The sequence below is a fragment of the Streptomyces sp. NPDC090021 genome, assembly GCF_044748225.1.
Classification (GTDB): Bacteria; Actinomycetota; Actinomycetes; order Streptomycetales; family Streptomycetaceae; genus Streptomyces.
In genome coordinates this window covers 242,495-256,817 of the sequence record NZ_JBIVFO010000004.1, presented here as the reverse complement: position 1 = coordinate 256,817, position 14,323 = coordinate 242,495, and the positions used below count along the sequence as shown (strand labels likewise).

The 14,323-nt window shown below is 73.0% G+C and carries 9 protein-coding genes; 3 read left to right on the top strand and 6 right to left on the bottom strand.

What is annotated here, in order from left to right; all coding sequences use genetic code 11:
* Window positions 1-89: 89 nt before the first annotated feature.
* The 4 genes from ACIPXC_RS04730 to ACIPXC_RS04715 form a co-directional block, all read right to left on the bottom strand.
* Window positions 90-2,039, bottom strand: coding sequence for an APC family permease (locus ACIPXC_RS04730; protein WP_401613517.1), 1,950 nt, complete (start codon window positions 2,037-2,039; stop codon window positions 90-92).
* 51 nt (window positions 2,040-2,090) lie between these two features.
* A complete protein-coding gene (locus ACIPXC_RS04725; RefSeq protein ID WP_401613515.1) occupies window positions 2,091-3,569 on the bottom strand; it encodes a helix-turn-helix domain-containing protein in 1,479 nt (492 codons plus the stop codon).
* Window positions 3,570-3,739: 170 nt separating this feature from the next.
* Window positions 3,740-4,195, bottom strand: a complete 456-nt coding sequence (locus tag ACIPXC_RS04720; RefSeq protein ID WP_401613513.1) for a (2Fe-2S)-binding protein — start codon at window positions 4,193-4,195, stop codon at window positions 3,740-3,742.
* A 21-nt stretch (window positions 4,196-4,216) separates the two neighbouring features.
* Window positions 4,217-6,445: a molybdopterin cofactor-binding domain-containing protein gene (locus tag ACIPXC_RS04715; RefSeq protein WP_401613511.1), complete on the bottom strand. Its 2,229-nt coding sequence runs from the start codon at window positions 6,443-6,445 to the stop codon at window positions 4,217-4,219.
* Window positions 6,446-6,931: 486 nt separating this feature from the next.
* Here ACIPXC_RS04715 and ACIPXC_RS04710 point away from each other — a divergent pair, with 486 nt between their 5' ends.
* Window positions 6,932-8,353 (top strand): PP2C family protein-serine/threonine phosphatase, encoded by a 1,422-nt coding sequence (locus tag ACIPXC_RS04710; RefSeq protein WP_401613509.1) that lies wholly within the window; start codon window positions 6,932-6,934, stop codon window positions 8,351-8,353.
* Window positions 8,354-8,670: 317 nt separating this feature from the next.
* On the opposite strand, the gene ACIPXC_RS04705 is transcribed toward ACIPXC_RS04710, so the two are convergent.
* A complete protein-coding gene (locus ACIPXC_RS04705) occupies window positions 8,671-10,170 on the bottom strand; it encodes a hypothetical protein (protein ID WP_401613507.1) in 1,500 nt (499 codons plus the stop codon).
* A gap of 229 nt (window positions 10,171-10,399) precedes the next feature.
* Between ACIPXC_RS04705 and ACIPXC_RS04700 the strand changes: the two genes are divergently transcribed.
* Together ACIPXC_RS04700 and kstD are read left to right on the top strand one after the other, a co-directional pair.
* Window positions 10,400-11,524 (top strand): aminoglycoside phosphotransferase family protein, encoded by a 1,125-nt coding sequence (locus ACIPXC_RS04700; RefSeq protein WP_401613505.1) that lies wholly within the window; start codon window positions 10,400-10,402, stop codon window positions 11,522-11,524.
* A 231-nt stretch (window positions 11,525-11,755) separates the two neighbouring features.
* The gene (gene kstD / locus ACIPXC_RS04695; protein ID WP_401613503.1) at window positions 11,756-13,549 is read left to right on the top strand and encodes a 3-oxosteroid 1-dehydrogenase; all 1,794 of its coding nucleotides are present in this window, start codon (window positions 11,756-11,758) and stop codon (window positions 13,547-13,549) included.
* 65 nt (window positions 13,550-13,614) lie between these two features.
* Here kstD and ACIPXC_RS04690 read toward each other — a convergent pair whose 3' ends face one another.
* Window positions 13,615-14,115, bottom strand: a complete 501-nt coding sequence (locus ACIPXC_RS04690) for a hypothetical protein (protein ID WP_401613533.1) — start codon at window positions 14,113-14,115, stop codon at window positions 13,615-13,617.
* Window positions 14,116-14,323 lie beyond the last annotated feature (208 nt).

Genomic DNA, 14,323 nt, shown 5'->3' with positions numbered 1-14,323 from the left:
CCTCGTAGCGGAGCTACTAGGACATTCGGCTCGTGCGCCGAGGGTGCGTGCCGGGCGTCGCGACGCCGCGGGGCAACTCAATACAGGCCCTAGCCGTCCCGCCCCGCGGCCTCGGCCGCCTTGGCGGCCTCGGCCGACTCCAGCAGGTAGGGGACGTCGATCACCGCGACCCCCGGCGTGAACAGCAGGCGGGCCTTGAGCCGCAGGGCGTTCTGGTTGTGCAGGGGCTGTTCCCACCAGTGGCCGACGACGTACTCGGGGATCACCACGGACAGCATGTCCGTCGACGGTTCGGCGGCCAGTTCCTCCACGTGCGCCAGGATCGGTCCCACCACCTCCCGGTAGGGCGAGTGGAGGATCTTCAGCGACAGCCCCGGGTCGTGCTCCTCCCACGCCGCGCGCAGCCGGGCCGCCTCCGTCTCGTCGGCGGCGACGGTCACCGCCGTCAGCGTGTCCGGGCGCAGCCCCTGCGCGTAGCCGATCGCCTTGAGGGTCGGGGCGTGCACGGCGGCGACCAGGACGAGCACGTGGTGGCGGGCGGGCCGGCGCGGCCGGGCGTCGGGGGCGACGTCGACCTGCCGGGCGACCTGGTCGTAGTGCCGGCGCACGCCCTTCATGCCGAGGAACAGCAGGGGCATGGCGATGACGACGAGCCAGGCCCCGTGGGTGAACTTGGTGACGAGGACGATGACGAGGACCAGGGCGGTCAGTGTGGCGCCGACGGCGTTGATGCCGAGCCTGCGGTGGATGTGGACCCGCTCCTCGCGCGGGGTGGCGGGCGAGGCGAGCGCCTTCCTCCAGTGCCGGACCATGCCCGACTGGGAGAGGGTGAAGGAGACGAACACACCGATGATGTAGAGCTGGATGAGGCGGGTCAGCTCCGCGTCGAAGGCCACGATGAGGGCGACGGCGGCGAGCGCGAGGAGCACGACGCCGTTGGAGTAGACGAGCCGGTCGCCGCGGTTGTAGAGCTGGCGGGGCGCGTACCGGTCCCTGGCCAGGATCGAGGCGAGCATGGGGAAGCCGTTGAAGGCGGTGTTCGCGGCCAGGATCAGCACCCCGGCGGTGACGGCCTGGAGCAGGTAGAAGAGGAAGTGCCAGCTGCCGAAGGTGGCCCGGCCGATCTGGGCGAGGGCGGTGGAGGTCGGGGTGCCCGGGGGCAGGCCCAGTTCGGTGGGGTCGGCCGCGACGTGCACCTCGTAGGTCATGGCGAGGGCGGTGATGCCGGCGAACATCGTCACCGAGAGGAAGCCCATCGCGGCGAGCGTGGTGGCGGCGTTCCTGGCCTTGGGTTTGCGGAAGGCGGGGACTCCGTTGCTGATCGCCTCGACGCCGGTCAGCGCGGTGCAGCCCGAGGCGAAGGCACGCATCGCGAGGAGGACCAGGGCGAGTCCGGTGTAGGTGCCGGTCGCGATGATCGGCAGATCGGCGGATTCGGCACGGATGGTCTGGCCGGTGCCGAGGCGTACGGCGGCGACGGCGAACATCAGGTAGATGACGAGGACGAACCCGTAGGTGGGGATGGCGAACACGCGGCCCGACTCCCTGACGCCGCGCAGGTTCATCAGGGTCAGCAGCGCCACGAAGGCGACCGACATGACCACTTCGTGGTCGCTGAGCGCGGGGACGGCCGAGGTGATGGCGGAGACCCCGGAGACGACGGAGACCGCGACGGTCATCACGTAGTCGACGAGGAGGGCGCTGGCGGCCGTGAGCGCGGCGGTCTGTCCGAGGTTCTCGGCGCTGACGACGTACGCGCCGCCGCCGCCCGGGTAGGCGTGGCAGGTCTGGCGGTAGGAGGCCACGACGACGACGAGCAGGAAGACGATGGCGGCGGCCGCGTACCAGGAGAGGTGGAGCAGGGCGACGCCGCCGAGGGCCAGGATCAGCAGGATCTCCTCGGTGGCGTAGGCCACGGAGGAGAGAGGGTCGCTGCAGAAGATCGGCAGGGCGAGCCGTTTGGGAAGCAGGGTCTCGCCGAGCCGCGCGGTGTCGAGGGGTTCACCGACCAGCACGCGCTTCACATTGATACGCCTCATTCGGGCATGATCGTGCATTTTTTTCGACGAACATCCCTTTTGGGGCTTGTGTCACTCGGCGAGCTCCTCGGCCCGCTGGGCCAGCCACAGGTCGTACCGGACGCTCGGGGACTGCAGCAGCGAACGCTCCAGCAGGCCCTCGATCCGGGCCAGCCGCTTGCGGGCCCCGGGGACGGACACCCCGAGCGCGGCGGCGGCCGGGACGAGCCGCGCGTCGTGGGCCAGCCAGGTGCGGACGGTGTCCCGCGCACCGGCCGGGGCGTCCGGGCCGGTCAGCGGGCGCAGGTGGCCCCGGGCCCACTCGGTCAGCCGTGGATCGCGCAGGACCGCGTCGAGGCCGGGGGTGCCCGCCGTGGCCGCGGCGCCGCTCCCCCGCCCCGCACCCGGAGTCAGCCGCAGCGCCAGCGAGAGCCCCGCCTGGTCGCCGAGGCGCGCGAGGTCCAGTCCGAGCAGCGTCTCGATCAGCCGGAGCCGTGCGGACAGGGTGTTGCGGTGGACCCTGAGCAGCCGGGTGGCGTGCGAGCCGAAGTTCAGCCAGGCGTGGGCGGTGGCGCGCAGTTCCTGCCCGCCGGGGTCCTGGGGGCGTCGGGGCTCGTACGCGTGCAGGGGCGCGAGCAGGGCTCCGGCCCAGTCGGCCCCGGCCTCGCGGGCCGCGAGCGCCAGCTCCGGTCCCGGGCCGAAGCGGGCGTGCCGTTCGCCGCGGCCGCGGGCGACGGCCAGGGCGTGGAAGGCCTGGGTGTAGGCGGTCGGGGCCTGGCTCAGGGCCAGCTCCCCGCTGACTCCGACCGCGCAGTCCGGGGCCACCGCCGTCAGCGCCCCGGCCAGGGGGTCGTGGTCGGCGGACACCGCGTCCGCGTCGGCCGGGACCAGGATGATGAGGTGGCGCACGTAGACCGGGCAGGGCACGATCCACGCCCGGCCGCCGGTCAACTCCTGGCACAGTCTGGCCACTTCGGTACGGCGGCCGGTCCGGCACTCGGCGACGTACAGGCGGATCGGGTCGGGCAGCGGCGGCCGCAGCGCCTCGGCGATCTGGTGGGCGGCCGGGAGCCCGCCGTTCATCAGCAGGCGGAGCACGGCCTCGCGGGCGCGCGCCTCGGCGACCGCGGCCCGCGCCTCCCGCCGCTCCGCCTCCTCGGCGCGCAGTACGAGGGCCAGCGGCACCACGGCGTCCGCCAGCAGCGCGGGCGCCTCGGGAGGGTGGGGCAGCGGGAGGACGGCGGCCAGCGCACGCCGGTCGTCCAGTGCGAACAGCAGGGTGGCGGATCCGGCGTCGTGCAGGACGGCCGACCGCACCCCGCGGGCGCTCAGCTCGGCGGCGCCGCGGACGGCGGCCCCGGGCGGCTGCTCCCGCCGCTCCGGGCCACCCGGGTCGGCCGGGCCACCCGGGTCGGCCGGGTCGCCGGCACCGGCGTGCCGGACCACACCGGTCCATCCGCCCAGGCGGGTGCCGAGCCATTCCAGCAGCGCGGCCGACCCACCTGCGTGGGCGAGCCGGTGGAGCTTCAGTACGTCGTCGGACCGTGACACCGGCGCATTCAACCACCCACCGCACACTGTGCGCTGTGATACCGGTCTCGCCCGGTCACTGGGCAGGACGAACCCTGCGAACAGCCGCCCACCCGCATAGGTTTGTCCACGAGCGGCCGGATCCCGGGGCCCATGGTCACGGACACGGGGGAGGCACCGGGATCCGCCGCTCACATCCTGGCGGCCGCGCTGCGGATGGCCTCCCGGATGCGGAAGTAGGTGCCGCACCGGCAGATGTTGGCGATGGCGTCGATGTCCTCGTCCGTGGGGTCGGTGGTGCGCTTCAGCAGCGCGACGGCCGCCATGATCTGACCGGGCTGGCAGAAACCGCACTGGGCGACGTCCTGTTCGAGCCAGGCTTCCTGCACGGGGTGCAGGTCGTCACCGTCGGCGAGGCCCTCGATGGTGGTCACGGTCCGGCCCGCGCACGCCGACACCGGCACGACGCACGGGCGGACGTCCACCCCGTCGAGGTGGCTGGTGCAGGCCTTGCAGACGTCCACCCCGCAGCCGTACTTGGGGCCGTGGACGCCCAGCAGGTCGCGGAGCACCCACAGCAGGGGCAGGTCGTCGGGCGCGTCCACGGTGACGCTCCGCCCGTTGACGGTGAAGGTGTGCGAGGGCACGGCGTACTCCTGGCTCTGCGGCTATCGGGGGTAGGGGGTGAAGTCGACGTCGAAGTCGAGGGGGAAGCTGCGCGGCTTCGAACCGGTGGCCCGGGCCCAGGCGTTGGCGACGGCGCCGACCGCGGCGGGCACGCCGAGCTCGCCCGCGCCGCCCGGCTCCGTACCGGTGGCGGGCAGCACGAAGACGCGTATGTCGCGCGGGGTGTCGCGCTGCTGCGCCCAATGGAACTGGCTGTAACTGCCTTCCAGCGGAAGTCCCTTGTCGATGTGCAGTCCGGCCCGCAGGGTGGTGGAGATCGCGTCGGTGAGGCCGCCGATCATCTGGGCCTCCAGCCCGCGCGGGTTGACCGGCAGGCCCACGTCCACGGCGATGACCGCCTTGGTGACGCGGACGTGCTGCGGATCGCGGGTGTCGATCTCCACCAGGCACGCGGTACGCGACTTGTACTCCTCGTGGAAGGCGATGCCCTGGGCGCAGCCGGGTTCCATCGGCCGTCCCCAGTTCCCCTCCGCGGCGGCCTTGTCCAGGACGGCGCGCTGGGCGTCCGTCTTGAGGAAGGTGCGCCGGAAGCGGTACGGGTCCCTGCCGGTGGCCGCGGCCAGTTCGTCCACCACGATCTCCTCGGCTCCGCGCGTGTTGGCGGAGTACACCGAGCGCCACGAGGCGGTGGGGATCCCGGTCGGCACCTCGGTGAGGGCCTGGGTGGTGAGTCCGAAGTGGTACGGGGACTTCACGGTCGTGTGGAACAGGGTCTGCGCGAGGGTGGCGTTGCCGATGCCGAGGGGCAGGTGCGCCGCGGTCGCGGTGATGATCTCGCCGAGCCCGTGGCGGAAGTCGGTCTCGGCGGCGGCGACGCGGTGCTCGAAGCCGAGGACCTCGCCCAGCAGGTGCGTGGCGCGGATCCGGTGGTGGGTGGCCGGGCGCATCCGGCCGTGCCGCGTGTCGTCCACCCGGGTCCACATGAGCTTGACCGGGCGGCGGCAGGCCCGGGAGATCCGGGCGGCCTCCAGCGCGGCGTCGAAGAAGAGCCTGCGGCCGAAGGAGCCGCCGGCCTGGACGACGTGCACCGTCACCTTGTCCAGGGGCAGGCCGAGTTCGGCGGCGATGGTCTGGCGGGCCACGATGGGGGACTTGAGGCCGGACCAGATCTCGGCCCGGTCGTCCCGTACGTCGGCGACGGCGCAGTTGGTCTCCATCGGGGCGTGGCTGACGAAGGCGAAGTCGAACTCGGCGTCCACGTGCGGGGTGAGCAGCGGCGGCACCAGCAGGGGCGGGGTGGCGGCGCGCAGCCTGGCGCGGATCTCCGCGTCGGAGAGCTGGTCGGCGGGGCCGGGGCCCCAGGTGACCCGGAGGGCCGATGTGGCGGTGATGGCCTGCCCGAAGGTCTCCGCGACGACGGCGACCCCGGTGGGGACGGTGACCACGTGCAGGACCCCGGGCATGGCCCGCACCTCAGCGAGGTTGGCGACGGCGCGGACGGCGGCGCCGAAGGTGGGCGGGCGGCGTACCACGCAGGGCTTGGCGCCGGGGACGTCGAGGTCGAGGGTGTACCGCTGGGCGCCGGTGACCATGGCGCGCGCGTCGACCCGGCTCGTCGGCCGGCCGACGAGGGTGTGCTGCGCGGCCTTCTTGGGGGTGGCGAGGGGGACGGCGAGGCCCGGGTCGGCGGCGGCCGCGGCGAGTTCGCCGTAGCGGGCGGTGCGTCCGTCGGGGGCCCGGACGGTCCCGTCCGCGGTGGTCAGCGCCGCCGGGGCGAGGCTCCAGCGGTGGGCGGCGGCCGCGACGAGGCGGGCCCGGGCGGTCGCCGCGCACTGGCGGACCGGCCCGTAGAGGGAGCGGATGGAGTTGGAGGAGCCGGTGAGCTGGTTGAACAGCAACTCGGGCCGTGCGTCGTCCAGTTCCACGCGTACGTCGGCCAGGGGCGCGTCGAGTTCCTCGGCGACCAGCATGGCCACCGCGGTGGTGAGTCCCTGGCCGACCTCCTCGCGCGGCAGCCGGAAGCGGACGGTGCCGTCCGCCTCCACCGCGAGGGCGAGCAGGGCCGAGGTGGGCGCTCCGGCCAGGATGAACAGGTCGCCGAGGTCGATCACGTCGGCGACGGCCGGCAGGGAGGGCACCACCGCGCGGGCGGTCTGCGGAGCCAGCGCGTCGGCGCCTGCGCGGGTGACCAGTGCGAGGGTCGGCGCCGCCACGAGGTAGGTGAGGAAGGAACGCCGGCTCCCGCCGGTGGGGTGGTGCTGCCCGCTCAATGTCGTGTCCCCAGCGCTGCGCGGGCCCGCCCGTGCGGACCTCCCCGGTTTATTACCGGCACGTAGGGTAGCGACCCTGCGCTGTGGTGGGAAGCCTCGATCCCGCCGCTGTTCCGGCGAGGGTGTCATCCGTTCGGGGGTATCTCGGCGCGCGCGGTGAACCGGGAACCGCGTGTGTCCGTCCGCCGCAACACCTCGTACGTATCGGGCGTTTGATCGAGTCACAGGGGGTGGATGGCCGGATTCCGGCCGTCGGTCACCACCGCACCCCGCGCCCCACCAGTCGGCCCGCGCGGCCCGCGCGCCGACTTCGGCTGACCGGATTCGTTCGCACGTGACGCGCGGCCCCGCAGGCCTGCGGCATATACCAGAAGCAAGAACGTAGCGGATGTTGCCAAACGCCTTACACAGTGTCGCCGCCTGTGCAACAGTCGTTACCGGTCCTTCCTTCAGACTTGGCCGTGCCGCGCCTGTATCGGAGTTCTCATGCCGTCCCACCTGTTCGCGGACCGTCCCGCGCAGCCGCCCGAGCCGGGGTCGGTGGACGCACTGATCTCTCAGACCCGTCGCCTCCGGGGAGACGTGGACGCGGTCCGTCGCGACACGGTCGTGGACGACGACGACGCCCAGGGCCGCTGGCAGCGCGCGCTGTGCGATCTCGCCGTGCACCACCTCGACGACCTCCGCGAACACCTCGGCCAGCTCAAGGAGGGCCTGCCGCCGGTTCCCGAGGCCGCCGCGTTCCCGCAGGCGGCCCCCGAGGTCGCGCCCGAGGCTCAGACGCGGGTCGGAAGCGCCGAGTGGAACCTGCTGACCGACGAGGTCAGCTGGTCCGACGAACTGTTCCAGATCTTCGGCCGGTCCCCCGAGTCGGGCGCCCTCCCCCTCGACGAGCTGGGCTCCACCCTGTTCTCCGAGGACCAGCCGCTGCTCACCGCGTGGGTCACCGCCTGCCTGGTCGACGGCAGGCCGATCGACGGCGAGTTCCGCATCGTCCGGGCCGACGGCCGGGTCCGGACGCTGCACATGAGGGGCGAGCCGGTACTCGACTCCGACGGCTGCACGGCGTCCATGTGGGCCGTGCTGCGGGACGTGAGTGAACTGCGCCGGAGCCAGCGGGCGGTGCGCGAGTCCCGTGACTCGCTGCAGCGCCAGCGGGAGATCGCGCAGACCGAGCACCGGCTGGCGGTCGAGCTGCAGGAAGCCGTGCTCCCCCCGTGGCGCGGCTCCCTGCGGTTCCCGCACACCGGCACCGGCACGCTGGACGTGGCCGCGCACTACCTGCCGTCCGCGAGCAGCGCACTGATCGGCGGAGACTGGTACGACGCACTCGAACTCCCCGACGGATGCTCGATGCTGACGGTCGGCGACCTGACCGGACACGGGGTGACCGCCACCTCCGGCATGGCCATGATGCTGGGTGCCCTGCGCGGCATGGCCATGGCCGGGATCGCGCCGGGCCCGCTGATGGGCTGGCTCAACCAGCTCCTCGAGACCTCCGTGCAGCCGGCCCTCGGTTCGGCCGTGTGCTGCCGCTACGACCCCGCACGCCGGGTACTGTCCTGGGCCCAGGCCGGCCACCCCGCCCCCCTGCTGTTCCGCCGCGGGTCCGGCCGCGCCCTGACACCGCCGGAGGGCGTCCTGCTGGGCGCGACGTCCGGAGCCACGTACGGGCAGGCCGAGGAGCACCTCGAAGCGGGCGACGTGCTCGTCCTGCACACGGACGGCCTGACGCCGCGCAGCATCGAGTTCAGCCGGGCGGACGGCACCGAACGGCTGCTGGCACTCGCCCCGCGGCTCTCGTCGGCTCGGTCGGCCCAGGACTGCGTGCGGCTCGTGATCGAGGAGTTCGGGGAGAGCGAGCGGGAGGACGACGCCTGCGTGCTGGTCGCCCGAGTCGGCGGCTAGTGCCGTGACCGCAGCGGTCCACCGGGTCGCGGCGGCCGGACACCGCACCTCGCCGCGTCGTCGGACCATGCGCGTACGCCCGGTACGAGCCGCGTCCCACCGCCTTGCCACGCACCACACCGGACACCGCGACCCGGCACACCCTTACGGCCACAGCCCAGGCACACGGTGAGGGCCGGCCGCGGAGCCGGCCGTACGGACTTCGGGGCCGCGCCGGAGGACACGGCCTTCTCCCCTGCGGAACTGTGCGGCGACGTACCGGCCGTGGGGGCCCGGAGGGCACACGGAACCCGGGGCACACGGGGGCGGGCCGGGGGCTACACCCCGGTGGCCGGCCGGCCGCTCGGCGCCGGGGAGTCGGGGAGGGCCAGCTTGATCTCCTGGCGCAGGTCCTCGATGCGCGCAAATCCGGCGTACTGAGCGGTGAGCCGGTACATCTCGCGCAGCCGGTCCCATGTCCGGTGCGAGGAGGTCTCGTTCATCGAGACGAGGGCCAGGCGCGCGTAGCGGTCGGCCTGTTCCGGCTCGTCGGCGATGAAGCAGGCGGAGGCCATGGAGATGTAGTCGAAGATCTGCGAGCGCTGGTAGCCCTCACCGCGCAGCCGAAGGGCTTCCTTGGCGTGGCGCGCGGCGATCGGCGCCGCGCTGGCATCGTGGTCGGCGAGGGTCCGGTAGGCGAGGGCCTGCATGCCGTGCAGGTCCGCCTCGTCGAAGTGCTGCATCCAACTCGGCGGCGGTACATCGCCCTTGTCGGAGACGAAGAGCTCCTCCGCCTCGCCCAGGGTGCGGCGCATGGCCTGGCCCTTGCCCATGGCGGCCTGCGCCCAGGCCTCGATGGTGTGCAGCATGGCGCGGGTGCGCGGGAGGGTCTGCTCGCCGGAACCGGACTGGGCCAGCTTCATCAGGTCCAGGGCCTCGTTCGGCTTGCCCAGGTGGACCATCTGGCGGGCGGCGCGGGACAGCGCCTCACCGGCGCGGGGACGGTCGCCGCCCTCGCGGGCCGCGTGCGCGGCGATGACGAAGTACTTCTGCGCGGTGGGTTCGAGGCCCACGTCGTGCGACATCCAGCCCGCGAGCACCGCCAGGTTGGCCGCCACCCCCCAGAGCCGCCGCTGCAGGTGGTCGGGGTGGTGATAGGCGAGCATCCCGCCCACCTCGTTGAGCTGGCCGACGACGGCCTTGCGCTGCAGCCCGCCGCCTCTGGACGCGTCCCAGGCGCGGAACACCTCGACGGAGCGCTCCAGCGCCTCGATCTCCTGGGAGCCGATCGGGGCGGCCTCGTAGCGGTCGTAACCCGCTGGGTCGGCCTGGAAGGAGTCCCCGAACCGCCCGGGGGTCTGCTTCGCCCGGGCGGGGTCGGTGTGCAGCCAGTCGTACATGGCGTTGGTGAGGGCGGAGCCGGCGGTGAGCACGGCGCCCGCGCCCATCAGACCGCGACGGTTGAGCATGAGGTCCATTCCCGTGAATTCGGTGAGGACCGCGGCTGTGCGTTCGGGCGCCCAGGGCATGCCGTCCGGGTTCTCGCGAACCCCGTCCGGCTGCCGTCTGGAAGTGCGCCGCTGCCGTACGAACCCGAGGTCCTCGATGGTCACGACACGACCGAGCCGCTCGGTGAACAGTGCTGCCAGTACCGTGGGCACCGGTTCGCGGGGGCTCTCCCCCATGTCGATCCAGCGCCGCACCCGCGAGGTGTCGGTGGCCAGCTGCGGGTGGCCCATGGCCGCCGCCTGCCGGTTCACCATCCTCGCCAGTTCGCCCTTCGACCAGCCGGCCAGGCCGAACAGGTCGTTCAAGCGGGTGTTTGGACCTTTGCTCACGTCAAGCCCCCAGGTTCTCGGCTGAGTTGACAGTAGCCCCCCGTCAGATGCCCAGCGACTATTCGCCAGGCTTCGCCAGGGCACGCCCGATGGTTCGCCACCTTGCGCCGGGTGTCAGGTAGGAATGCGCCTCCCCGCCCCGGTCACCGGCGGAACTCCCCAGGGTGAAGCACGGGATCGGCGGGGTGGCGTACGCAACTCGTCGGCGCACGAAGGGATCCGTATCACCATGTACGCAGCAACGTCCTCCGTGTCCGCACCGGTCCGGTCGCACCGCACGCTCCCGGCGGGCGGCGGCTCCTACCTCGAACCCGGCCGCCCGGCGGCACCGGTGCAGGGCACCGTCCGCGCGCGGCGCATGCCGGGCACGGGATCGCAGCCCGTCAGCGGAAGAATCGACCTCTCGGGGCCGCAGGGGGCGCAACTGCGCACCGCGCTCGCCTCGGTGCAGCGGATCTGTCCGGAGTTCGCGCCGGTGCAGGTACTGCGACGCAGCGGCCGCTCGGTCCTGCTGGTGGGTACCACCGGACGCATGACCGCCGTGGCGAAGGTGTTACTGGACCACTCGCCGGAGTGGCGCGAGCGGTACCGCCACGAAATAGCGGCGTACCGGGCGTTCGTCCGGCACCGCCCGCCGGTCCGGGTACCGCGGCTGATCGCCGCCGACCCGGAGAACTGCACGCTGGTGGTGGAACGGATGGCGGGTCGGGTCGCGGCGCTCCAGCGGCACCCGGTGGAGCCGCCGCCGCGGGTGGACCTCCGGGCGGCCCTGGGTGCGGTCTGCCGGGTCAACCAGTGGCAGCCGCCGGGCGAGTTGTTCGGGACCCCGATGAACTACGCGCGGCGGATCGCCCGCGACTACGAGTTGGGGCTGCTCACCGACCGGGACCTCGGGGACCTGCAGAAGCTGCTGCACGGGGTCAAGATGTCGGGGACGGCGCTGCAGTTCAACCACGGCGACGCGCTGCTGTCGAACCTGCTGCTGTCCCCCGCCGGTCCGGTGCTGCTCGACTGGGAGCACGCGGGCTGGTATCTGCCGGGCTATGACCTCGCCACCCTGTGGACGGTGCTCGGCGACGCCCCCGCCGCCCGCGCCCAGATCAGCCGGCTGGCCCAGTCGGCCGGCCCGGCGGCCCGGGACGCGTTCCTGATCAACCTGATGCTGGTCCTGACCCGGGAGATCCGGATGTCCGAGACGGCGGTGCAGCGCTCGATGCTGGCGACCGCCCCGACGCAGCCGCTGCCGGCGGGCGCCCTGTCCTCCGGGGAGGAGCAGCGGCTGCTGCTCCGCCGCCTGCACGACGACGCGGGGATGGCCCGCCGGGCGGTCCGGGCGGCGGTGGGCACCCGCTGAACCTCCCGCCCCCCTGACGCGAAGTCCCGTGGCTCCCACCGCCACGGGACTTCGCCCGTTCGCGCCCCGGCAGCACGGTACTGAGCGGGGGCCGGGGCGGAGGACCGAGCGGGAGGGCGTGTCGCGGGCGCCGGATGGCTTGACATCACATGATCCCCCGAACACCTTTTCTGACTCAGCATCAGACATGCTGGAGTCACCCTCTCCTCCCCACTCCGCTGGAGCCTGCCCATGTCCGCAAGCGCTTCACGCACGTCCCCCGCCCCCCTCCCGTCCAGACGCGCCGTCCTCGCCGGTACGGGGGCCGGGGTGCTCGCCGCCGCCGTGCTGCCGTCCGGCGCGGCACGGGCCGACGGCGTCCAGGCCGGGCCGCCGCTCGGTGAGTACGACGTGGTCGTGGTCGGTTCGGGGGCCGCCGGGATGACGGCCGCGCTCACCGCCGCGCAGCGCGGGCTGAGCGTTCTCGTGATCGAGAAGGCTCCCACCTTCGGCGGATCGGCCGCACGTTCCGGGGCCGGCATCTGGCTGCCCAACAATTCGGTGATCCTGGCCGCCGGGGTGCCCGACACCCCGCAGAAGGCGGCGACGTACCTGTCGGCCGTCGTCGGGCCCGAGGTTCCGGCCGACCGCCAGGCGGCTTTCCTCGCCAACGGTCCGCGCATGCTGGACTTCGTGATGGCCAACAGCCCCCTGCGGTTCCGCTTCATGGAGGGGTACAGCGACTACTACCCCGACCTTCCGGGCGGTCTGCCCAACGGCCGCTCCATCGAGCCCGATCAGATCGACGGGAACCTCCTGGGCGGTGAACTGGCCCGTCTGAACCCGGCGTACATGCCGGTGCCGGCCGGGATGGTGGTCTTCAGCCAGGACTACAAGTGGCTGAACCTCGCTGCGGTGAGCGCGAGGGGTCTGGCTGTTTCCACCGAATGCCTGGCGCGCGGTGCCAAGGCGGCGCTGCGCGGCGAGAAGCCACTGACGATGGGTCAGGCGTTGGCGGCCGGTCTGCGGGCGGGACTCCAGCGGGCCGGGGTCCCGCTGTGGCTGAACAGTCCCCTGGTGGACCTGGTCCAGGAGGGCGGCGCCGTCACCGGCGTGGTGGTGGACAAGGAGGGTGTGCGTGGCGTCGTACGGGCCCGCAAGGGGGTGATCGTCGGCTCGGGCGGCTTCGAGCACAACGCGGCGATGCGGGTGCAGTACCAGCAGCAGCCGATCGGCACCCAGTGGTCGGTGGGCGCGAAGGAGAACACCGGCGACGGCATCCTGGCCGGCCGGCGGGCCGGGGCAGCGCTGGCGTTGATGGACGACGCGTGGTGGGGACCGTCGATCCCGCTGCCCGGCGAGCCGTACTTCTGCCTGGCCGAACGCACCCTGCCGGGTGGGCTGATCGTGAACGCGAACGGCACCCGGTTCGTCAACGAGGCGGCCCCGTACGGCGATGTGGTCCACGTGATGTACGAGAAGGACCGGGGCGCGACCGGTTCGCACATTCCGGCGTGGCTGATCGTGGATCAGAACTACCGCAACAAGTACCTGTTCAAGGACATCCTGCCGACGCTGCCCTTCCCGGACGCGTGGTACGAGGCGGGCGCGGCGAAGAAGGCGTGGACGTGGGACGCGCTGGCCGGCCGGATCGGCGTACCGGCGGGCGCGCTGCGGTCGACGCTGGGCCGGTTCAACGCGCAGGCGTGGAGCGGTACCGACTCCGACTTCCACCGGGGCGACAGCCCGTACGACCACTACTACACCGACCCGAACGTGCTGCCCAACTCGTGCCTGGCGCCGATCTGGGTGCCGCCGTTCTACGCCTTCAAGATCGTGCCGGGGGACCTCGGGACGAAGGGCGGCATCGTCACGGACGCGCGGGCCCGGGCACTGCGGGCGGACGGTTCGGTGATCCGCGGCCTGTACGCGGCGGGCAACGCCAGCGCCGCGGTGATGGGCCACAGCTACGCGGGGGCCGGGTCCACGATCGGTCCCGCGATGACGTTCGGCTACGTGGCGGCGAACGACATCGCGGACGCGTGATCGGGCGGGACCGGCCGCGCGGGGTGGCGCCGGACCCCGTGGGCCGGTCCCGGTGACCCGGCGGGTCAGCCCTGCTGGAAGAGCTCGGCGGGGAGCGGCTTCAGGAGGGCGTAGAGGTCATCGGTGATCGGGCGGTCCCAGCTGGCGATGGTGACCAGCACGTTGTCGCTGCGGTCGAACTGGACGCAGGAGATGCGGGACTCCGAAAGCTTGATCTTCCGGACGATGAGGAGGTTGTCGCCCTGCATGACGGGGCAGTCCTCGACGCCCGTGACCTCGACGTCCTCGTCGTTCTCCAGCGCGTCGAGGAGCTGGGCCACCTCGAAGGGGACCTGGCCGTCGGCGAGGTCCCTGGCCGGGGAGCCCTCGGGGAGGTTTCCGATGATCATCGCGGGGCCACGTCCGCCGAACAGGTCGTAGCGGAGGAAGACCCCCTGGCAGCTGCCGTCGGGCGCGGGCAGCAGCCCGGCCCCGAGATTGCCCGGCCAGTCCCCCGGGTCCATGGCCAGGACGTCGAATTCCGGGCCGGCGGGGGTGGCGGCGCGGTGGCGGCGGAGGAAGGACATGCGGCCATGGTACGTGGCCGGTGGAGTTTCACGGGCCGGGGGGCCCTCGTCCCGCCCCGGGCGCGACCGGGCCCGTCGGACGGGTGGGACGAGGGTGAACCAGTGCGCCGGCAGGTCTGTGCCGCCCGTGACGTGCAGGGCCGTGGGCGGGACGCGGCGCCGGAGGAAGAGGGCCAGGTCCGAGGCGGAGCCGGCGGCCTCGACGGGC

Excerpts from the sequence above, each read along its gene's own strand:
- ACIPXC_RS04690 (WP_401613533.1), bottom strand. The coding sequence starts at position 14,115 with ATGTCCTTCCTCCGCCGCCACCGCGCCGCCACCCCCGCCGGCCCGGAA.
- ACIPXC_RS04700 (WP_401613505.1), top strand. The coding sequence starts at position 10,400 with ATGTACGCAGCAACGTCCTCCGTGTCCGCACCGGTCCGGTCGCACCGC.
- ACIPXC_RS04710 (WP_401613509.1), top strand. The coding sequence starts at position 6,932 with ATGCCGTCCCACCTGTTCGCGGACCGTCCCGCGCAGCCGCCCGAGCCG.
- kstD (WP_401613503.1), top strand. The coding sequence starts at position 11,756 with ATGTCCGCAAGCGCTTCACGCACGTCCCCCGCCCCCCTCCCGTCCAGA.
- ACIPXC_RS04730 (WP_401613517.1), bottom strand. The coding sequence starts at position 2,039 with ATGAGGCGTATCAATGTGAAGCGCGTGCTGGTCGGTGAACCCCTCGAC.